Origin of the sequence: Sphingobacterium sp. WM (genome assembly GCF_029542465.1) — a bacterium.
GTDB lineage: Bacteria > Bacteroidota > Bacteroidia > Sphingobacteriales > Sphingobacteriaceae > Sphingobacterium > Sphingobacterium cellulitidis.
Genome location: NZ_CP120709.1, coordinates 3547017 through 3567016, shown reverse-complemented (window position 1 = coordinate 3567016; position 20000 = coordinate 3547017). Strand labels below are relative to the sequence as shown.

The window sequence follows — 20000 nt, the reverse complement described above, 5'->3', positions numbered from 1 at the left end:
GAAGTAAAAAGGTCTGAGAGATTTCTCAGACCTTTTGTTTTATTCTTCCCAACGGATTTTATCCTCGATTGGACTCCTAACAGGTTCTCTAGGTTCTGAATCATGATGACCCATATAGAAAAATCCTATACAACGTTGATTCTCTTTTAGGTTTAGGAATGGACCAATATGATTGATTAATCCCGGTGTAGCCCAATACCCACCAATACCAAGTGAGGCACTCGCTAACCACATGTTTTCAACAGCACATGCTGTCGCTGCTAATTCTTCCCATTCAGGTAGATCACCAGAATAGTCCACAATAATAGCTAAAGCAGCCTTAGATTGGGTTGCCTTTTTCGCCATGTTCTGCTCTGTAACCTCAGTGTATTTCTCCGCTGGAGTAACTGACTTATAAATCCTTGCTAACTCATCACCTAAGCGAATTAATCCCTCATTGCGGAAAATAACAAAACGCCAAGGTTGTGTGCGTTTATGTGTTGGAGCAGCATTTGCCGCCTCCAAAATAGTCATAATGTCTTCGCGACTAACTTCCTGATCCGTGTAATTCGCCTGGAATACCGCTCTTCTGTATTGAATGTTCTTTAAAACTTCGTTCTCTTGCATATGGTCTAAATTTCTTGTTAATGTACTTTTATGATAGTTCCTCCCAAAGGGCTGAAATGTGTAAAATGGTCAATACTGCCTTTTGCATATCCTGAATAGAAACCCATTCTTGCTTGCCATGGAAGGCATGGCCGCCGGCAAAGATGTTTGGACATGGTAATCCCATAAAGGATAATCTCGACCCGTCGGTTCCGCCACGGATACTGCGCTTCTCAACCTTCATCCCTGCTCGCTCAATACCCATCATCGCGATCTCAACTACTTTTGAATGTTGATCCAATATCTCTTTCATATTACGGTATTGTTCGCTGACCTCAAATGTGTAGCTTGCACCCTCATACTTCGAAAGGACAGTCTTTACAATCGATTCTAATTCCGCTTCATGCTCTGCCAATTTCTTCGTGTCATGATCGCGGATTATAAAATTCAAGGTCGCTGCCTCTACTGTACCCTCAATATTCGTCGGGTGAACAAAACCTTCCTTAGCATAGGTAGTTTCTGGGGATAAGCGATCTTTAGGTAAATGCTCGATAATATCAGAAGCTACTTTGATGGCATTGATCATTTTTCCCTTTGCATAACCTGGGTGAATAGAGATTCCATCAATTTTAATCTTTACGCCATCCGCAGAAAAGGTCTCATCCTCAATCGTGCCTGCACGTTCCCCATCCATTGTATAAGCATAGGTGGCTCCTAATTTCTGTAAATCAACATGGTCTACTCCGCGGCCAATCTCTTCATCCGGAGTAAATAAAATCTTAATGTCGCCATGCTTAATCTCTGGATTACTCATCAAAATACGAGCAGCATCCATGATTTCAGCAACTCCTGCTTTATCATCCGCACCTAACAAGGTCTTCCCACTAGCCGTTACGATGTCATTTCCGATCTGTTCTTTAAGATCCGGATGCTCAGACATGCGAATTACGATCTTGGAATCGTCTGGAAGAATCAAATCCTGACCTTGGTAATTCTGATGAACAATAGGCTTAACATTCGTTCCAGATGAATCTGGCGAAGTATCCACATGGGAACAGAAACAAATAACAGGAACTTGTTTATCTGTATTGGAAGGTATTGTGGCATAAACATAGCCTAGATCATCCAAATGTGCATCCGCAATACCAATAGACTTCAACTCTTCGACCAAAATTCTACTTAGATCCTTTTGGTTCTCTGTGGATGGTACGGTGCTAGATTGTACATCAGATTGGGTATCAACCTGAACATATTTGATAAAATTCTCAGCTACCTGAAAATCTTGTATTTGATTAATTTCCATCCGACAAAACTACAAATTAATTACTCGCTTCCCCTAAAAAAGACAGCCATTTATTCGTAATAAATGGCCGTTATATTCTAATTGAAAATTTTTACCGTATCGCACTCATCCCTCATCTCATTGTTATTTACTGTTTGTCAACCCAGCCAAATACCTTGTCCAAGATGCCTGAATTACGAGCACCACCAATATTTTTACGAATTTTAAGCTCTTGATCCGCAACCTTTACAAATAACCCGTCAATAGCCTTTTGAGTAACATAAGCCGTTAGGTCAGTTTCAATTTTATTCCCTAATGGTAAGTTGTTATAGGCTGTGGTTAATTGATTCCAATATGTTGAAACATTGTTTTTCCCCATCGCAGTTTGAATAATTGGACTAAATTTAGTCGTCAGTTCTGCCGAAGTAGATCTCTTGAAAAAATTGGTTGCCGCATCCTGCTGACCACTCAATAAAATATTGAAAGCATCATTAACCGTCATTCTGGATAATGAATTGATAAATACTGATGAAGCTTCTTTAACAGCAGATTCTGCAGCATGGTTCATGCTGGCAATAAATTGATCACATAATTTATTCATTCCTACCGCTCGTAATGCTGATTCCACCTTCTTCGCTTCTTCAGGCATCAAAATCTTGACCGCTGCATCCCCTAAAAAACCATTCTTTACCGAAAGCGTTTTGATACTTTCTTGAAGTCCATTATTCAAGGCTTGTTTAATCCCTGTATTGGCTTCTGCTTGGGTAATGGTTCCAGAGCTAGACTGACCAGTTCCTGAACCACCAGTATTGCTCCCCGTTGTCCCTGTCCCTTGCGGCGGAAGGGTGATTCCGGCTTGATTTAAGGTTCACAACTGCTGAAAAATAAGCTGGAACCAATTAAACCAACTAGGGCTATGCTTTTGATTTGTTTCATAAATCAAAATTAAGAATTTCATTTAAGTAATTGTTCAAACGACCATAACTGATTTAATGTTAATTTAATGTGAAATAATTTATTTCTACATTAAATACCTATGCTTATTTTGTAAATTTAACCACAGTTAGAGATCAAACTCTAATTATGACTAATTATTATTTTCTGTTTAACATTTATAGCTCATGAAAAAGTTGTTTTATCTGTTGATTGCATTTCAATTCGTGCTAACCTCTTGTGAAAATAAAGACCTATTACCAGTTGCACCCGGTGAATTTAAATCCGAAATAAAGGTTAAGGATAAAGAATTGGTTGATGGAATGAAAATTCCAACAAATTATCCTATTTATGGCCAGGCCAAAACATTGGATTATTATTTCTTTGAATGGGATTTTGGAAATGGAAAGAAATTCCGAGATGAGAATTTTTCCTATGCTTATGATAAACCCGGAAAATATACCATCAAACTCCGTTATAAAGGTGCCGACCAAAAAGAACATCTTCAAAGCTGGAACGTAGAGGTATTTGATTCTTATATATTTAAAGCCGAAATCGAAACCTTGTATCCGGTGTATTTTGTTCCTTCCTTAAAACAAGGTGATGAAAGAGAAATCGAAGGTTTCTTCTTAAGAATATATGAATTTGTACCTCCGATAAATAAGTTTGATGAAAAGTCAATGACATACAATGGAAAACTTTTGTATGAAAGTAAACCGGTCCTTAGAGGAACGAATCCAAATGTTGACTTTACTAAGAGTACACTGGACTTTTCAGACACCAAAGTGCCAACACCGGCAAACTTCTTTAAAGATCCTTATGCAAAAGATAATGTCTATGCCATATATGCAATTTATAAAGGAAAAAATTATTTGATTTCTTCCAATTTATTAACTCAGCAATATTCCGCCAATGTTTTAAAAGTTACTGATAAAGTGGATCGTTTGGAGTTCTCTTCTACTTCTAGCTTGGTAAACTATTTCTTCTTTAATACTCCACAATAAGGATCAATCAAAATATAAAAAAATGCCCCTTCATTTTTGAAGGGGCATTTTTTTTAACCTTGTGTATGATATCGTTATTTCCAGCTCAATTCTGCTAATACCGGAAAATGATCTGACGGGAATTTACCCATGTAGGTGTCCGTTAAAATACCATATTTTCTAACCTTAAAGGGTTTGGTGATAAAGATATGATCAATCCTTGCCTTTTCTACTAAGGATTTGCCCCAGCCATTGAAAGATGAATTTGGCTCATATTTAATCTTTGCCAAATCATAAACATCCTGCACAACACCGCTCTTTGCTAAAGTAAAGTAGGCTTCATTGGTCTCATCAATGTTAAAATCTCCTGTTAAAATCAGTGGAAGATCCTTTGCAAATTCCTTGGCCTTGGCCAAAATCAACTTAGCACTCTCACGACGGGCCTCAACTCCAATATGGTCAAAATGTGTATTCATAAAGATAAATTTCTTTCCATTGGATTTATCCTTGAAAATACCCCAGGTACAAATTCTCGGTAAGGCTGCATCCCAGCCTTTATTAGGTTTCTCAGTATCCGTAGGGGATAACCAAAATGTACCATTTTTGCTCACCTCAAATCGCTTAGTGTCATAAAAAATAGCTGAATGCTCACCCTTATCCGCGCCATCATCCCGACCCACTCCAATATATTTGAAATCAACCAGCTTCGAAGACATGTCGTTCAACTGCTCCTTAAAGGCCTCCTGAACACCAAAAATCTCAAACTCATGGTATTTGATTAAATCCGTTAAATGAGTATAACGATCTGCCCATAGATTACCAACATCACTATTGGTTTTCATACGGATATTAAAGGTCGCTACATTCATCTTTTGTGCATAGCTAAATACCATGCATAATAATAAACTTAAACTGACTAGTAGTTTCTTCATATTATTTTTTCAATACTGTTTTTAATAATTCTGGCTCATCGGTGGTGATAAAGTCAATCTTTTGATCAATCAAGAATTTCATGTCTTCTTCCTTATTCACAGTCCAAGCATTCGTTTTTAACTTTAAAGCCTTAAATTCTTGGATTAACGATGGATTCTTTTGGAAGATACTAAAGTGATAATCAACTCCTGATAATTTCGCAGCCTTTACCTCTGCAGGAGATTTGTCGCCATTCAAATAGTGAACTTTGACCTTCTTGTCCAATTCCCTGAATTTTAAACAGGCATCCCAATCAAAGGCTATAAACTCAACCAATTTCTCTGCTTTTAGTTTTTTGACCATGGCTAAGGAAAGCTCCACAGTTTTCAAAGTTCTCTCTTTTCCTAATTTACTAGTCTTAAGTTCATAAATTAACTTGGTGCCTTTTTGTTTTAGGCCTGCTTTCAAATATTCCTCAACGGTAGGAATTGACTCACCATTATCGTGTTTCTTCGCCAGTAACTCCTGATACGTTAATTCCTCAATTTCTAATCCATGAAAATCATGATCGTGATTTACTACTAATATATCATCTTTCGTGAGATGAACATCAAACTCACTCCCCCAAACTCCTTGTGAAATTGCTGAATCTAAAGATGCAATCGAGTTTTGTGGAACTTTGCTGTTCTTCCATGCACCACGATGCGCAATAATGGAAGTTTGAGCAAATAATCCTGCATGAATCATCATTGTAAATACTATTAATAATACCTGTTTTTTCATTTTATTTGATTCTTATTATTTTAAATATATAATATTTGCAACAGATCGTTGACCTTCATGGTCAAATTTCTTGTTGTCTGATGGATAGTTTATGATTGAATTGGAACTACCATCTTTTACATAAAGGGTGCTACTGCCCCCTCCATCTAGGTTCATCGCATCTTTCGCACCAATCCATTTTAATACCTGGCTCAATTCCTTCAAATTCATCCCGTTGGCTTGATTACTTCTTCCATCGATCACCATGAAAATCAATTTATGCTTGCTGCTGATGGCAACTGCGGTACGTGGATGACGGTTATCATTGAAAGCGTTTTTTGACAACTCATAATAGGAGTGGTCTTTCAGCAACAAGGGGCCTGCAACCAAAATGGAATGCGCATTGGAATTTTCTACATGTTCAGGCGTATTTTCTAAAATACTTACCTTCTTTTTTGAAATACTAAATGCTGCATTTGCTCGGGAATTAGGTTTTTCTTTTGCTCTGCTCATGACCTGCTGGTCAACCTTAAGGTAATCTACTGATCCTCCATTTTTCATATCAAAAAAGGAAGCATTGATCGCAACTAAGGCTTGGTATTGTTCTGCAAAATCCGAGGTCGTTAATAATTTATTGGCCTCTGCAGCAATATGAATGTCTTTGCGGTATTTTTTCAAATCAATTTCTACCCAATTGATTTCTTGAACAGAATTAAATAGATTTTCGAAATGACCCTGATGCGTGGTTACTCCCTTTTTAACCTCTCTTGAGTTCCACTTGGCTTGTACAATTTGAAGTGAATCCTGGTCTTGTGAAAAGACTAAGTTTGGTAGGAAGAATAGGCAGAATAAACTAATTGGAATTAGTCGGTTGTTTTTCATTGAGAACATGTTTTTGTGAAACATGTCCCCAATTTACCCAAATAATATTAAGATATTATTAATTTATCGCTCCCCATTCCATTCTCCATAAAATTGTTGCAAAAAAGACTCCATAAATTGATGGCGTCCAGTAGCAATTTTTTGAGCAGTCTTACTATTCATTTTATCTTTTAATAATAACAGCTTCTCATAGAAATGGTTGATAGTAGGAGCAGTGGTATTTTTGTAAGCTTCCTTGCTTTGATTCTCTACGAATGGAATCTCTGGATTGTAAATTTCTCGGTTTTTATAGCCACCATAATTAAAGGCCCGTGCAACTCCTATTGCACCAATAGCATCTAATCGGTCCGCATCCTGAACAATTTCCAATTCCTTGGAATGAAAAGTCAACTCGCCTAAGGATGCTTTAAAGGACATGTTCAAAATGATTTGTTGAACATGAGCTATGACTTCCGGGTCTACTGCAATACTCGTTAAGAATTCTGCAGCAACCCTGGGACCTATGCTCTCATCACCGCCATGAAATTTACTATCTGCAATATCATGTAATAGGGCAGTAAGCTCACAAACAAATGCGTCACCTTCTTCTTCCTGAAGAATCAGCTTGGTATTATTCCACACGCGAAGAATATGCCACCAATCATGACCTGATTCTGCGTCCTTCAATCTTTCTTCCACAAAAGCTGCAGTCTGCTGTATTTGTTCTTCTTGCTTATTTGTCTTTTGACCCATCATATAACTCATATTGCAATAACCTACAATCCAACTTCCCATTGAAAAACTCAAACCTTCTAGAAGCGCGTAATCCAATTTTCTTCGCTAGATCCGGGTTTCCCGTAAAGATATAGCCGCGATATCCTTTACAATCTTTCTTCATGAAGTCTCCAATGCGGGAATAGGTAATCTCCAATTTGCTGTGAGTTCCTAGGCGTTCTCCATACTCTGGGTTAAACATAATCACACCATCGCCTTCCGGAACGGTGGTTTCGGCAAAATCACAGGTCTCAAACTCGATTAAATGTTCTACTCCAGCCGTACGTGCGTTCAACCTTGCAATCTCAACTGCATCCCCAGAGATATCTGATGCTATGATATGAGGTAAATTTGTTTTGTCGGTAATATCCTTTAATATTCGGCGCTCCTCAAAGAAGACCTCTTCATTATAGCCTATAAAGTGCATAAAAGAATAGTTCATCCTTTGCAAACCTGGTTTCCGGTTTTGACACATCAGGGCAGCCTCGATTGCCAAAGTTCCTGAACCACACATCGGATTAATAAATGGACTCTTGCCATCCCATTGGGTCGCCATGATGGTGGCTGATGCTAATGCTTCCAACATTGGCGCTTTCCCCGGATGTTTTCTATAGCCATGTTTGGCCAAAGTCTCCCCAGAAGTGTCCAGGAAAATCTCCGCACGCTCATCAATCCAATGCAGATGGATAACCGCACGATTTAAATCCGGACCTGAATTCGGACGCATTCCTTTCTTGTCTTTAATACGATCTACAATCGCATCCTTAACTTTTACATTCGCAAATAAAGGCGTTGTAATCGTCTCATTATGTACATTCGATGTTACTGAAAAATAACCATCGATCGGAATCAAATCTTCCCAGGCAATACCCAGTAATTGCTTATATAATTCATCAGCATTCCGAGCCTTAAATGATTTTAATTCATATAAAACCTGACTCGCAATACGTAAGTTTAAGTTTAACTTGATGCATTCATTTACAGAGGCTTGTAGTTCTACACCTGTATTAAATGCACGCTTGATATCAAATCCCAATTCACGGATCTCTTGTTCCAAATAAGGTGACAACCGACGGTTGCATGTAACGATTACCTTATTCTGTTTGTTGAAAACTTCTGCCATATTTGTGCAAAGTTACTTATTCTCTTAGCAAAAAATGTTTAATTTTACGGTTTAATAGATAAGTTATGGAAATAAGAGGAAAAGTTCATGAAATAGGGGCGACACAAAATGTAACTGATACTTTCAAAAAGAGAGATTTGATCGTTGCCTATGCTGAAAACCCACAATTTGTAGAGTATATTCGTTTTGAAGCAACTCAAGACCGCGTGACTATTTTTGATAATTTAGCAGTTGGTGATGAAGTAGAAGTTTCATTCAACCTTCGTGGTCGTCCGTGGACGAATAAAGATGGTGTAACAACTTATTTTAACTCCCTTGTGGCGTGGAGAGTAACAAAAGTAGCAAATACTGCTCAAGCAGCTCCAGCACCAGGTTATGCAGATATGCCGCCAGTCGATATATCAGCAAACTCATCCGATGATGACGACTTACCATTCTAGTCATAAAAAAAGGGTTTCATTTTGAAACCCTTTTTTTATGACTAGCCCTCGCACATCCCTTTCTACAAATATGCCGCCCCGCTGGGGCTGAACTCCTTCATATCAACCTTTCTACAAATATGCCGCCCCGCTGGGGCTGAACTCCTTCATATCAACCTTGCTACAAATATGCCGCCCCGCTTTCTATCTCAAATCTCACATCTCAAATCTCACATCTCCCTTCTAAATCTCTTTCCGCTCCCCATCATACAATCCAATCAACAGGCTATTTCCGTGCTCATCAATCTTCAAGCCTCCATATTTCGCTTTCTCATATCGTTCACCGGTTCCTTCCTCAAAAAAGAAAGATTCAGCTCCAATATTAAGTTGCCAACTATTGGGACTGGTATATTCAATTAAGAACTCCCCAGAATTTAATGGCTCTCGATGTTGTTGGTAACGAACTGGATGACCCACTTGGTTTTTATCCAAGGTCAAGACGATAAAACCACGCTTTGGAATGCTGTCTACTGGAAAGTTTTGAGCAATCTGGTAGGAAAGGTTCATATAATCTCCTTGCATCAATGAACGTGGATCCACTGGTGCTAAATCCAATAAAACCAAGGTGCCATCTTTTAAAATTCTTTCCTTTTGACGGATACTATAATTGAAATATATCAATAACCCAATCAGGTTAATAACGATAATGACTATACTAAACTTTTTCATGGGAATTCGATTTTTTGAAGATCACGAAATACAAAAGCAAAAAGAAAACTCCGGAAACAAACATCGCAATGGATTTCTTTAATAAGCTTAAATCAAGGTCATAATAAAATAGACCTATGAAGTATATAAATGCTAGCACCCCTAGGGAAATTCCAGTTTTATAATTCACTTTGAAACTAATCAAAAGCAAGAATAGCGATCCTGATATCGCAGGATTCATTGCCGTAAATCCTAGGCAGATTAGGATTAGCAAAGAGATGAATATCTTTTTCCCGGTTTCTTCACATAGAAAGCGATTTAATAAACAATTGATTAACCAAAGAATCATTCCTATGAATATGCCAGAAGTAATCCAATCAATTAACCAAGCGTCAATAATAAAGGTAGGCTCACTGGTATAGTAAAGACAGATCATAAATGAAAATACAAGTCCAGTGCGCAAGGCTAAGTATCTCTTGCCTTGAAGACTTTTGATCTTCATTAATTTTCCTTCATTGAAAGTGAAATAAATAATTATGGCAGCAAGGGAAACTAAAAGAACATGGTTGAGCTCTGCTAATTCCTTGGTGAAAAATATCGCCAAAAGGCTCCCCGTTGTAATTAATGTCGCAACAAAAGTTAAGATATAGCTTCTACTGATTAGAATGGTGAGCAATGCTAATCCTAAAAAACAGAAATAAGGAATAGTCGAAGATCTATTCAATTCATCAAAGACAATACCTAATGAAGCAAAACTCAATAAGTACATACAAACTGAAATTGTATCCAAAATTACCTTATCAAATCTTTTGTTCATCGCGATGGAGGTTACGAAAAATAACCCCGACAGGATCGACATAAAGATTGAATTAGCATTGAGTCTCGTGATGAAAATAAATCCAACAAATGCTACTGAAGCCAAGATCCCTCCGAGAATCGATAATACCTTTATGGTCATCGATTGTTCTTGACGATCATTAAAATAATCCTTCTTTAGAGCTTCCTGATCTACTTGTAGTTCCCTTCCTATGTTCGTTTGAACAGATTGAAGTGCTTCATGAAAGTTATTTTCCATGTTTGTACCTCCTTTGCATTTTGACAAGGTTCCAGATCACTAAACTGACAGAGACCACAATAAATAAACTGACTGCTAAAAACATGGACCCTTCTTCGTTAATTTTTAACAATCCGCCCACAATAATGATAATCATGCTGAATGGAATCACACCCAAATAAAATAGATTCCGTCGCTCGTATCCATACCAAAGGCCTAAACCATAAAAGAGGAGGGTAGAAGAGAGGATAATTGGCATATCCTGATAATGATTATTAAAGATCCAATTGATATTACTAAATATGGACCAAACAGCAGCCCCTAATGCAATAATGTTAGTGAAATAAGTAGGTACCTTCCCTTTTCCTTTTTCATTGATCCAAATACAAGCCAAAAGAAATGCTGCGTTCAGAATAAACAAACCTGAACTCAAATAAATAAAGTCCCAATGTCGAACAACTTGCTCATAGTATAGGAAAATAGTTAAGTTCCATAAACCAAGGTAGAGGAGCCACAAAGGTGGAAACTTGGAAATCCAAATCCATAAACTGATAAAAATCGTCCATGCCAGGAAAAAATCATAGGCATTGGCACCTGTTTGATAGACTTGGCCGAATACGGCAAACATAACCCCGACGAGCAAAGAAGCTGCCGTTAAAATAATGTCTTTGAATAATTTATTGGTCTTTAAAGTTAAACTTAGGACTGTTGCGAGTACTACTAAACCTTGGACGATACCTAGCTTGACAAATTTGTCTAGGTTGTCCCAGTTGTAGGCAAAGAAAAATACGATTCCCGCAGCCATAAATCCAACACCAAATGTCAGGAGGGTAATCTGAATAAATTTTGCCCAAGTATCTTGATTAGGATAGATATATTCTTCCAAGGATTGCTGAAGTTCTTTTTCGTTGATATCCGAATGAATCGATAGCAATTCAAGGTCTTTTCTTTCTAGATCTTTCATGCGAAATGATTTAAGATGTTTTTCACGAGAGAATAAATTAGCAAAAATCCCTGCAGGCCCAAAATTTAGAGAGCACTGCAGGGTAACCGCTAAGTTATATGTTTTCTTCCTTAAATAATTTAGCGTCACGGGTGTTTTTCTGCACGGCAATTGCAGAGAAAACGCTTAGTATAAATGACATTCCGTAAAATCCTTTTTCACTTAGAAATAAATCAGCATTCCAAAGTCCGATGATCAATAAAATGATGGATGCCATACTGGCAAACCAGCTGATACCATAATAGAGTTCAGTGACTGCCAAGCCTTCAGCTCGATCTCGAACGCTTTTTTGAACTGATATTACTGCGAACAGTCCAAATAAGAGGATGACAAAGTAATATCCTTTTTCATTGAGCTCCATGCTGGCATTCCATAAACCAACACAATAGCCTACGATACCTGTTAACAAGGCGATCCATGATGCGCCTACAAAGGCAGCAGTAGGTTTGAATGAATTCTTGTTTTCTTCATTTTGTTTTACTGGAGTTAGAATCTCCTCTGTTTTTTTATTTAGCGGTTCCATATTTTTTTGTTTTAATGATTAATACTAATCCAAAGATCGCTCAGAAAATCTAGCCAGCAAACCAAAAAAATGTTGAATACTGATGATATAAAATGTAAATTTATATTGGTAATTGATAAAATATAGGTCCTATGGATTCCATAAGTGAATTGATAAAACTGCTTAATGATCAAGATAAAAATGATTTTAAGCTATTCCTTTCCAAGAAAAATAAACGAAATGATGTGAAAAATATCAAATTGTTCAATTTGCTAGAAACTGACGATATAAAATCAATAAATTCCTTATATAAAAACTCCAAAAATAAAGATGCTTACCATGCTTTAAGGAAAAGATTGCATGATAACCTCTTACTTTTTCTTTCCCAAAAGACTTTTGAAAGCAGTACCGATGCTTCTTATGATATATTGAGAAACTTTGTGGTCGCCAGATACCTGCTGGAAAATAATTTGGAGAAAATTGGTTTTAGAACCCTGGAAAAGGCAGAGAAAGTTGCGGTAGTTCAAGAGCAATTCAGCTTATTGAATGAGATCTTTCTCCTGAAACTCCAATATTCCCATTTGGACCCCCAAATATCCTTGGATGACCTGACTGAAAAGTTTCGTATCAATCAGAATCATATGCAAAGGGAGGCCAAATTAAGACTTGCTTATGCTGCCTTAAGGAAGGAGTTGAATGAAATCCACCTCAAGGCAAAGGTGATTAACCTCACCGAGTTGATTGAAAAAACAATTAAGCAGTATCAAATTAATATGTTGGATCTGATGAACTACAAGTCGCTTTATCAAATCCTCTTTATTGCCAATGAATATGCTGCAATCAATCAAAATTATTCATTGGTCGAAAAGTATCTGGTGAAAAGCCATAAATTCATTGAAAGTCAAAAATTATTTCAACCTTCTCAGACTTTTTATCACATCCATATCCTTTATTATTTGGCAAATTTCAGTTTGCGGAACAAAGCATTTGAAGAAAGTCTAAAGTATTTGAATGAGATGGAAGAACTGCTGGAAAAGAATAAACAGTATAAAGGGACTATTTGGAATCGAATCCTCTTGTTGTATAGCCTAAACTTTTTCTTTTCTGGTCAGGCTGATAGGGCAATCCAGGTAGTGGATGATGCCTTGCTGAATCTTTCCAAACACAGTTCCCAAGTTGATATTGATGATTTATTGTTAAGTAAAACCATGTTTTTGGGCCAATTGAACGATAGTAAAGCCATTCGTTCGCTTTCGAAACTGACACATTCGGATGCTTGGTATGAAAAAAAATTAGGCATGCTGTGGACGATCCGGAAGAACCTGATGGAAATCATTTTACATGCCCAATTCGATAATATCGAACTGGCATTGTCGCGATTGAAATCCTTTAAAAGAAGATATAAGCAGTATTTACTGCAGGTAAATGAAAAACGTGTATTGGATTTTACGGCTATGCTGGAAAAATATTTCGCTATTCCGGATATAGTTTATCAACAAAGCTTCCAACAAACTGTTTATTCTATGTTGGAAATTGACGAGAATAAAGATATTTTCAATCTGAGTTTCATCGCTTGGATGATTTCCAGATGGGAAAAGAAGATTCCCTATGCCATAACATTGAAATTAATCAAAACTGGGTTGGAACATTCACCGACAAAAATGACGTAATGGCAGGCGTTTTTACGCCAATTACCTAATACTAAGGTGCAATCCTTACATTGGAATAAGAATTGGTGTATTTTTACAAATAATAATTAAATTTATAGAATGGGCTGGGCAACGAAAAAAAGTAGACCTTGGGAGGTTAAACAATTAGTATGGACTTTTCTCTCCATCTTAATGTTTCTTCCTTTGCCGATACATGTACACCCTTTGGTGATGATGTCGCAGGCAAAGAAAGCTAAGGTAAGGTCTTGGATGGTTACGGCTTGGTTGCTATTGGCAATCGAGATCGGTCTCCTTGTTTCTTTCGTCGTGTTTTTTGGAACCTTAAGTCAGGCGATGCTATTGACTCTTGGTGGTTCCGTATTATCATATGTCGTTGGAAATGCAATTCTTTTGAATCAAGTGAAACCTTATCTGCAACGATTGGAACTCGCTGAAGTCCGCGATTTATACTGGATTTCTAATGTCAATTCTCAAAAACGTCTTGAATTAGCAGCTCCAACAATTGATACCCCACAGCTTTTTGTGGAAAGACTCTTACACTGGCGCAAGGAAATTGATAATAATAACATCCATAAAGACATTGATAAAATCCTAAGGTTGTTTCAACTTTTGGAGAAAAAGGATAAAAGAGAAGCTGAAAAATTCTTGGTAAGACATTCAACTATTGTAAATGTATTAATGCAGTATGATGAATTGGAAAATGCCAATCTGAATAATTCGGTAACCTACGAGTCCAAAAGAAAACTCGAAGATGTAATCCGACAAGCGGCAGTCGCGGTAGAACAAGAAGTAACGAATCAATTTAAAATGGGAATGTTGGATGTATCCGCAGAAACTGATGTATATATTCAGACCCTGAAAAGTAGAAACCTTTTAAAAGAATAATATGGCAAATTTAGATTTGACAAATCTGGATGACGATCAAAACCAGAATAAACCCTCGGAAGTGAAAGTCAATTTCTCGGAAGAGGAAAAACAAGTAATCAAGCAATACAAAGATAAAATCAACCTGACATCAACTACTGATATTATTCAATTTGGTGTGGGCGCTCAAAGCAATGTAAGCAATTTCTCCAATGAAATTCTGAAACAAGTGCGTACAAAAGATTTAGGCGGGGCAGAGGATATATTAGTAAACTTGAGATCTGAAATCCGTGAATTTGATGATAAAGTCAATAAAAAACCGCTAATTCCTTTCTTTGATAATATCAAAAAGAAAATCGGAAGAATGCGCACGGAGTATGCTTCGGTTGAAAAGAATATTCATTCGATTGAATTGAAATTAGAAGGTCATTATAAAAATCTGGCCAAGGATGTTAATATTTTTGACAAGCTTTTTGTTCAGAACCAACAATATTTCAAAGACCTTTCCTTACATATTCAGGCAGGAGAGGAGAAGCTTCAAGAGGTATTGACGACTACCTTGCCAGCATTGAAGGCAGAGGCTGAAGCAACTGGCGACCAACATAAAGTTCAAGAGTATAAAGACATGGAACAACATGTCGTTCGTTTTGAACGTAAGGTTCATGATTTGAAACTTACTCGGATGGTGGTGCTACAAACTGCGCCTCAAATTAGAATGATCCAAAGCAATAGTAGTTCACTTATGGAAAAAATTCAATCCAGTATCGTGAATACACTACCATTATGGAAAAATCAAATGGTCTTGACTTTGGGGATTGCGCATGCACAAAGTGCATTGGAAGCTCAAAGAGCAATTACGGATGCAACCAATGAATTGCTGAAAAGAAATTCTGAAATGCTAAAAGATGCTACGATTAATGTAGCGAAGGAAACAGAGCGCGGAATTATTGATATGGATACCATCAAAAAAGCAAATACCGATATTATCACAACCATTGAAGAGGTATTGCGTATCCAACGTGAAGGTCGTGAAAAACGTAAGGTTGCTGAAGGTGAATTGCTCCAAGCAGAAACTGAACTGAAAAATCATATCCTAAAATCGTCTGATGATACTAGGTTGATCAATTAAGATTTATATAAAGCATAAAAAAGCGCCAAGGATTTCCTTGGCGCTTTTTTGTATTTTATAATTCCCAACGTTTCTTTGGTACACAGGTCACGTCCATGACTTTGCGAAGGACGATAGGTCTGCTGTCAAATTTGTTCTCTAGGACCAAGCTATCCTTACTTTTGGATTTGATTAAATACCTAGGAACATAAGGGCCATGTTTGTAACAACCTGATATTTTCTGCTTGCCGTTTTCTCGGGTATAAACTCCTTCTACGATCATGCTATCAGCGCGTATGGAATAAACAGCCTTCGCGTATTCCTTCCACTTTCCTCCTTGATAACAACTATCCGGAATACTTTGAACGGAGTTCTTAACATCCATCTCCACATAAACTGAATCACAGATGAATCGTACTTTATGTAAAGTATAGTTCAACATTTGTTCTTGTCCAGGAATACTGTCCTGAACCCAAACTCCCTGTAAATATGCCGCCCCTTCGCCTTGCATGTCCGAATGTCGTTGACAAGCAGGTAAAAGAAAAAGCATACCTAGCAATATCGGTAGGCATGCTTTTAATTGAAAATATGTTTTATTCTTTTCGTTCACTATCTTATTTTAAGCTACCAACCATTTCCTCAGGTTTAACCCATTCGTCAAACTCTTCAGCAGTCACATATCCTAATCTGATAGCGGTTTCTTTCAATGTTGAATTGGTCTTATGTGCTGTTTGAGCAATTTCTGCAGCCTTGTAATATCCAATTTTTGTGTTTAATGCCGTAACTAACATTAATGAGTTATCAACTAATTGTTTGATACGATCATAGTTTGGCTCAATACCAATTGCACAATGTTCTTCAAACGAAATACATGCATCTCCAATCAATCTTGCAGATTGTAAGAAGTTAGCAGCCATCACTGGTTTGAATACATTTAATTCGTAGTGTCCTTGTGTACCACCAATCGTAATAGCAACATCATTCCCCATTACTTGAGCAGCAACCATTGTTAATGCTTCACATTGTGTTGGGTTTACTTTTCCTGGCATAATCGATGATCCTGGCTCATTTTCAGGAATCAAAATTTCTCCAATACCTGAACGTGGTCCTGAAGCTAGCATACGGATGTCATTTGCAATTTTATTTAAGGAAACTGCCAGTTGCTTTAATGCACCATGAGTCTCAACAATCGCATCGTGAGCCGCTAATGCCTCAAATTTATTCTCAGCAGTGACAAATGGTAATCCTGTGAATTCAGCGATATATTTAGCAACTAATACATCATATCCTTTCGGAGTATTTAATCCAGTACCTACTGCTGTACCGCCTAATGCTAATTCTGAAAGATGGGCCAACGTGTTTTTTACAGCTTTGATACCATAGTTCAATTGTGCCACATATCCTGATAATTCCTGACCTAAAGTAAGTGGTGTCGCATCCATTAAGTGAGTACGTCCAATCTTTACTACATTCATGAACTCCTCAGATTTTTTCTTCAAAGTATCACGTAATTTCTCTACCCCAGGGATAGTCACCTCAACAACAGCTTTGTAAGCTGCAATATGCATTCCTGTAGGGAATGTATCATTGGAAGACTGTGATTTGTTTACATCATCATTTGCTTTCAACACAGGTTCTCCTTCACCAATCTTGCCACCAGCCAATACCTGAGCACGGTTGGCAACAACCTCATTAACATTCATGTTGGATTGCGTTCCTGAACCTGTTTGCCAGATTACCAATGGAAATTGATCATCAAGCTTACCCGCTAAGATCTCATCGCAAACTGCTGCAATGGCATCGCGTTTCTCTTGTGATAAAACACCCAATTCACAGTTCGCATAAGCAGCTGCTTTCTTTAAATAAGCAAAGCCCTCAACGATTTCATGTGGCATAGATGCTGCCGGACCAATTTTAAAGTTGTTTCTTGAACGTTCAGTTTGTGCACCCCAGTATTTATCTGCTGGTACCTGAACTTCACCCATAGTATCTTTTTCTATTCTGAATGACATAATTACAAATTTTGTGATAGGCAAATTTAGGACTGTTGCCTATGATAAGCAAATCTTTTCCATCCCTATCTGAAATTAGATGGAATTATTGCATTAATTCTACGCAAAGACGCTACAATAATTAATAGATTTAGGACAATCTCCGTTGAAGGTGTTCTTCAATATGATGATAAACTTGTTTGGGCTTTAGGGTTCGCCAAGGAAAATTATTCAGATACTCCCCAAAATTGATATAATAGTCAATATGATTGTCCTGGAATTCTTTCACAACATGGTCCCGAAAGTTAATTCCAGCTATCCAGCCGTCCTCTATATCATGAAACCACTCCTCATAATAAGAGTCATCAGAGGAATGGAAATTTAAGATATTCTCGCCAATCAAGATGAATTTATTGATTCCCTCATCAATCAATAAGTCTATCAGTTCCCTCTTCAGGACCATGATGTCATTATAAATGGCATCGTTCCATTCTCCAATAAATTCAATAATGCAAAAACCCTTATCATAATCTGCATAGATAATTTTCAAATAAAGAGTCTGTGATCCAAAGTAGTCCCACTGTGGATGAAGCAGATAATTATAGATCTTTTTATCGTATTCAAACTCACTGTAGATGGTCCCAAAAAATGGACTCCGCTCATCTTCTGAGGCGATATAATAGTCTCGCCAGTTGTAATATGGTTCTAATTCATGCATCTAACTGTAAAATTATTGAAAATTGCGGAATTATTACCCTTGACCCGCTCTTTTGGACTGTTAATTGTTATAAAATATTTATTATAAATTTCTTTTAAACAATTGGTTATTCATTAATTTTGCGGACCAGACCGTAAATGCAAAAAGGTAGAAAACGAAATATTTTTGTCGCAGCAACGTATGCTGCCACACTTCTTTTGGGATTAATCCTCGGACAGAACTACTCTGACCAAACAGGATTCAATTCCGGAGGATCCTTGGTGCCTATTGGTTTGTCGGATAATTCCTATAAAATCCAACAGGTCGTCGACTTGATCTCCAATAGGTATGTGGATAGTATCAATATGGACTCCGTCCAAAATGGAGCTATTAACCATATTATTTCTCACCTCGACCCTTATTCTACTTTTTTGAGCCCCAATGAATCCAAAAGTCAAACCGAAGTATTGGAAGGTACTTTTGAGGGAATTGGAATGGAATACTTCAGCCTGAACGATACACTTCTTGTCGTTGGCGTTATCACTAATGGTCCTGCCGATAAAGCCGGCTTTAAAGTTGGTGACCGAATCCTGAAAATTGGTAAAAGAGATGTTTCAGGAACCTCAATTAGCAAAGATGAGGTGGAAAAACTGATGCGTGGAAAAAGAGGATCTACAGTTTCGATGATTGTAGAAAGAGATTCCATGAAAATGCCAGGACCTTTAAAAGCCATTCGTGATCAAATCAATGTCAGTTCTCTCGATGTTGCTTACCTGATCAAACCTACCATTGGCTTTGTCCGGATTAGACGATTCTCCTTAAAAACAGCGGAAGAATTTAAAAATGCTGTCATCGACCTGAAAAAACAAGGCGCGAAAAGCCTGATATTGGATTTAAGGGATAATGGTGGCGGATATTTCCATATTGCCATAAAAATGGCCAGTGAGTTCTTTCCTGACCAACGCTTGATGGTGTATACCGAAGGTGCGCATGAAGCTAGACAAGACTACCTTTCTGAAGGAAAAGGTAGCTACAATCATGGTAAATTGGTGATTCTGGTAAATGAAAGGACAGCTTCTGCCAGCGAAGTAGTCTCTGGAGCCGTTCAAGACTGGGATAGGGGAACGATCATTGGTCGTAGAACTTATGGGAAAGCAACGGTACAAGAACTGTTTGACTTTTCGGATGGTTCGACCATCAACCTGAGTATCGCTAGATATTATACTCCGCTAGGTCGTAGTATTCAACGAAAATATAGTCCGAATTGGACCATCATGAATGATTATGTAAATATGTATAAAGGATTATGGTCCTTGGATACAACTTATGCACATGCTCAATCTTATCAGACCAAATTAGGAAAGAAATTATTCAGTGGTGGTGGAATTGTGCCTGATGTCATCATTCCTGTCGATTCCAATGAAGTGAGTTTGCTCTATAAAGATCTGGTGCAATCCAGCCTTATTGAACAATTCGTGTACAGCCGTTTTACCAAGAAATTACCAGCATACTCCATAGAAAACTTCTTGCAAGGATATAACCTTCCAGATTCAGAATATAATAGCTTTATTAAATACCTGACCGACTTGGGTTGGAATATCTCCCCTCGGAAACAAAGGGATTTGCATGACTTGATTCAAAGTGATATTGAAGCTCTATTAGGACGATATTATTTTGGAAGAGAAGCCTATTTTAAAGTAAAAAATAGATACGACGCATTTGTTGAGGCTGCCCTCAATCAATTCGGTGAAAATAATTCCTGATAATTG

The 20000-nt window shown here is 37.5% G+C and carries 21 protein-coding genes; 6 read left to right on the top strand and 15 right to left on the bottom strand.

What is annotated here, in order from left to right:
• Positions 1 to 39: 39 nt before the first annotated feature.
• From PZ892_RS15230 to PZ892_RS15220, 3 genes are all read right to left on the bottom strand, one after another.
• Positions 40 to 606 carry a nitroreductase gene (locus PZ892_RS15230; protein WP_094258543.1) on the bottom strand — a complete coding sequence of 189 codons (567 nt, stop codon included), beginning with the start codon at positions 604 to 606 and terminating at the stop codon, positions 40 to 42.
• Positions 607 to 634: 28 nt separating this feature from the next.
• The gene (gene pepT, locus PZ892_RS15225; protein WP_094258544.1) at positions 635 to 1888 is read right to left on the bottom strand and encodes a peptidase T; all 1254 of its coding nucleotides are present in this window, start codon (positions 1886 to 1888) and stop codon (positions 635 to 637) included.
• Positions 1889 to 2015: 127 nt separating this feature from the next.
• Positions 2016 to 2636, bottom strand: coding sequence for a DUF4197 domain-containing protein (locus PZ892_RS15220; protein WP_256962532.1), 621 nt, complete (start codon positions 2634 to 2636; stop codon positions 2016 to 2018).
• Between the two features lie 352 nt (positions 2637 to 2988).
• Between PZ892_RS15220 and PZ892_RS15215 the strand changes: the two genes are divergently transcribed.
• Entirely contained in the window at positions 2989 to 3804 is an 816-nt protein-coding gene (locus PZ892_RS15215; RefSeq protein WP_094258546.1) for a PKD domain-containing protein, read from the top strand.
• A 74-nt stretch (positions 3805 to 3878) separates the two neighbouring features.
• Here PZ892_RS15215 and PZ892_RS15210 read toward each other — a convergent pair whose 3' ends face one another.
• The 5 genes from PZ892_RS15210 to PZ892_RS15190 all read right to left on the bottom strand — a co-directional run bounded on the left by PZ892_RS15210 (position 3879) and on the right by PZ892_RS15190 (position 8215).
• Complete coding sequence (locus tag PZ892_RS15210; RefSeq protein ID WP_094258547.1) at positions 3879 to 4715, bottom strand: endonuclease/exonuclease/phosphatase family protein; 837 nt, start codon at positions 4713 to 4715, stop codon at positions 3879 to 3881.
• 1 nt (position 4716) lies between these two features.
• On the bottom strand, positions 4717 to 5478 hold the full coding sequence (locus PZ892_RS15205) for a glycerophosphodiester phosphodiesterase family protein (protein WP_094258548.1): 762 nt from the start codon (positions 5476 to 5478) through the stop codon (positions 4717 to 4719).
• 15 nt (positions 5479 to 5493) lie between these two features.
• On the bottom strand, positions 5494 to 6339 hold the full coding sequence (locus tag PZ892_RS15200) for a phosphodiester glycosidase family protein (protein ID WP_169715245.1): 846 nt from the start codon (positions 6337 to 6339) through the stop codon (positions 5494 to 5496).
• A 63-nt stretch (positions 6340 to 6402) separates the two neighbouring features.
• Positions 6403 to 7074: an HD domain-containing protein gene (locus PZ892_RS15195; protein ID WP_229678355.1), complete on the bottom strand. Its 672-nt coding sequence runs from the start codon at positions 7072 to 7074 to the stop codon at positions 6403 to 6405.
• Entirely contained in the window at positions 7052 to 8215 is a 1164-nt protein-coding gene (locus PZ892_RS15190) for a class I SAM-dependent RNA methyltransferase (RefSeq protein ID WP_094258551.1), read from the bottom strand. The genes PZ892_RS15195 and PZ892_RS15190 overlap by 23 nt, the downstream gene beginning before the upstream one ends.
• Positions 8216 to 8280: 65 nt before the next feature.
• On the opposite strand from PZ892_RS15190, the gene PZ892_RS15185 reads away from it, so the two are divergent.
• A complete protein-coding gene (locus PZ892_RS15185; protein ID WP_094258552.1) occupies positions 8281 to 8655 on the top strand; it encodes a DUF3127 domain-containing protein in 375 nt (124 codons plus the stop codon).
• 222 nt (positions 8656 to 8877) lie between these two features.
• Here the strand turns inward: PZ892_RS15185 and PZ892_RS15180 are convergent, their stop codons facing one another.
• The 4 genes from PZ892_RS15180 to yiaA form a co-directional block, all read right to left on the bottom strand.
• Positions 8878 to 9363 (bottom strand): GDYXXLXY domain-containing protein, encoded by a 486-nt coding sequence (locus PZ892_RS15180; protein WP_094258553.1) that lies wholly within the window; start codon positions 9361 to 9363, stop codon positions 8878 to 8880.
• Positions 9350 to 10417, bottom strand: a complete 1068-nt coding sequence (locus PZ892_RS15175; protein WP_094258554.1) for a DUF4401 domain-containing protein — start codon at positions 10415 to 10417, stop codon at positions 9350 to 9352. The genes PZ892_RS15180 and PZ892_RS15175 overlap by 14 nt, the downstream gene beginning before the upstream one ends.
• Positions 10407 to 11360 carry a DUF2157 domain-containing protein gene (locus PZ892_RS15170; RefSeq protein WP_094258555.1) on the bottom strand — a complete coding sequence of 318 codons (954 nt, stop codon included), beginning with the start codon at positions 11358 to 11360 and terminating at the stop codon, positions 10407 to 10409. The genes PZ892_RS15175 and PZ892_RS15170 overlap by 11 nt, the downstream gene beginning before the upstream one ends.
• A 94-nt stretch (positions 11361 to 11454) precedes the next feature.
• Entirely contained in the window at positions 11455 to 11922 is a 468-nt protein-coding gene (gene yiaA / locus PZ892_RS15165; RefSeq protein WP_094258556.1) for an inner membrane protein YiaA, read from the bottom strand.
• A gap of 131 nt (positions 11923 to 12053) precedes the next feature.
• Between yiaA and PZ892_RS15160 the strand changes: the two genes are divergently transcribed.
• The 3 genes from PZ892_RS15160 to PZ892_RS15150 all read left to right on the top strand — a co-directional run bounded on the left by PZ892_RS15160 (position 12054) and on the right by PZ892_RS15150 (position 15564).
• Complete coding sequence (locus tag PZ892_RS15160) at positions 12054 to 13571, top strand: hypothetical protein (protein ID WP_094258557.1); 1518 nt, start codon at positions 12054 to 12056, stop codon at positions 13569 to 13571.
• Positions 13572 to 13670: 99 nt separating this feature from the next.
• A complete protein-coding gene (locus tag PZ892_RS15155) occupies positions 13671 to 14456 on the top strand; it encodes a hypothetical protein (protein WP_094258558.1) in 786 nt (261 codons plus the stop codon).
• 1 nt (position 14457) lies between these two features.
• On the top strand, positions 14458 to 15564 hold the full coding sequence (locus PZ892_RS15150; protein WP_094258559.1) for a toxic anion resistance protein: 1107 nt from the start codon (positions 14458 to 14460) through the stop codon (positions 15562 to 15564).
• 55 nt (positions 15565 to 15619) lie between these two features.
• On the opposite strand, the gene PZ892_RS15145 is transcribed toward PZ892_RS15150, so the two are convergent.
• From PZ892_RS15145 to PZ892_RS15135, 3 genes are all read right to left on the bottom strand, one after another.
• Entirely contained in the window at positions 15620 to 16153 is a 534-nt protein-coding gene (locus PZ892_RS15145; RefSeq protein WP_277711461.1) for a fumarate hydratase, read from the bottom strand.
• Between the two features lie 4 nt (positions 16154 to 16157).
• The gene (gene fumC, locus PZ892_RS15140) at positions 16158 to 17555 is read right to left on the bottom strand and encodes a class II fumarate hydratase (RefSeq protein ID WP_094258561.1); all 1398 of its coding nucleotides are present in this window, start codon (positions 17553 to 17555) and stop codon (positions 16158 to 16160) included.
• A 130-nt stretch (positions 17556 to 17685) separates the two neighbouring features.
• The gene (locus PZ892_RS15135) at positions 17686 to 18252 is read right to left on the bottom strand and encodes a hypothetical protein (protein WP_094258562.1); all 567 of its coding nucleotides are present in this window, start codon (positions 18250 to 18252) and stop codon (positions 17686 to 17688) included.
• Positions 18253 to 18389: 137 nt separating this feature from the next.
• Here PZ892_RS15135 and PZ892_RS15130 point away from each other — a divergent pair, with 137 nt between their 5' ends.
• Positions 18390 to 19994: a S41 family peptidase gene (locus tag PZ892_RS15130; protein ID WP_094258563.1), complete on the top strand. Its 1605-nt coding sequence runs from the start codon at positions 18390 to 18392 to the stop codon at positions 19992 to 19994.
• Positions 19995 to 20000: the final 6 nt, after the last annotated feature.

What these genes read in the sequence shown, in the direction of transcription:
- PZ892_RS15230 (WP_094258543.1), bottom strand. Translation starts at nt 606, where the DNA reads ATGCAAGAGAACGAAGTTTTAAAGAACATTCAATACAGAAGAGCGGTA.
- pepT (WP_094258544.1), bottom strand. Translation starts at nt 1,888, where the DNA reads ATGGAAATTAATCAAATACAAGATTTTCAGGTAGCTGAGAATTTTATC.
- PZ892_RS15215 (WP_094258546.1), top strand. Translation starts at nt 2,989, where the DNA reads ATGAAAAAGTTGTTTTATCTGTTGATTGCATTTCAATTCGTGCTAACC.
- PZ892_RS15210 (WP_094258547.1), bottom strand. Translation starts at nt 4,715, where the DNA reads ATGAAGAAACTACTAGTCAGTTTAAGTTTATTATTATGCATGGTATTT.
- PZ892_RS15205 (WP_094258548.1), bottom strand. Translation starts at nt 5,478, where the DNA reads ATGAAAAAACAGGTATTATTAATAGTATTTACAATGATGATTCATGCA.
- PZ892_RS15200 (WP_169715245.1), bottom strand. Translation starts at nt 6,339, where the DNA reads ATGAAAAACAACCGACTAATTCCAATTAGTTTATTCTGCCTATTCTTC.
- PZ892_RS15195 (WP_229678355.1), bottom strand. Translation starts at nt 7,074, where the DNA reads ATGATGGGTCAAAAGACAAATAAGCAAGAAGAACAAATACAGCAGACT.
- PZ892_RS15190 (WP_094258551.1), bottom strand. Translation starts at nt 8,215, where the DNA reads ATGGCAGAAGTTTTCAACAAACAGAATAAGGTAATCGTTACATGCAAC.
- PZ892_RS15185 (WP_094258552.1), top strand. Translation starts at nt 8,281, where the DNA reads ATGGAAATAAGAGGAAAAGTTCATGAAATAGGGGCGACACAAAATGTA.
- PZ892_RS15180 (WP_094258553.1), bottom strand. Translation starts at nt 9,363, where the DNA reads ATGAAAAAGTTTAGTATAGTCATTATCGTTATTAACCTGATTGGGTTA.
- PZ892_RS15175 (WP_094258554.1), bottom strand. Translation starts at nt 10,417, where the DNA reads ATGGAAAATAACTTTCATGAAGCACTTCAATCTGTTCAAACGAACATA.
- PZ892_RS15170 (WP_094258555.1), bottom strand. Translation starts at nt 11,360, where the DNA reads ATGAAAGATCTAGAAAGAAAAGACCTTGAATTGCTATCGATTCATTCG.
- yiaA (WP_094258556.1), bottom strand. Translation starts at nt 11,922, where the DNA reads ATGGAACCGCTAAATAAAAAAACAGAGGAGATTCTAACTCCAGTAAAA.
- PZ892_RS15160 (WP_094258557.1), top strand. Translation starts at nt 12,054, where the DNA reads ATGGATTCCATAAGTGAATTGATAAAACTGCTTAATGATCAAGATAAA.
- PZ892_RS15155 (WP_094258558.1), top strand. Translation starts at nt 13,671, where the DNA reads ATGGGCTGGGCAACGAAAAAAAGTAGACCTTGGGAGGTTAAACAATTA.
- PZ892_RS15150 (WP_094258559.1), top strand. Translation starts at nt 14,458, where the DNA reads ATGGCAAATTTAGATTTGACAAATCTGGATGACGATCAAAACCAGAAT.
- fumC (WP_094258561.1), bottom strand. Translation starts at nt 17,555, where the DNA reads ATGTCATTCAGAATAGAAAAAGATACTATGGGTGAAGTTCAGGTACCA.
- PZ892_RS15135 (WP_094258562.1), bottom strand. Translation starts at nt 18,252, where the DNA reads ATGCATGAATTAGAACCATATTACAACTGGCGAGACTATTATATCGCC.
- PZ892_RS15130 (WP_094258563.1), top strand. Translation starts at nt 18,390, where the DNA reads ATGCAAAAAGGTAGAAAACGAAATATTTTTGTCGCAGCAACGTATGCT.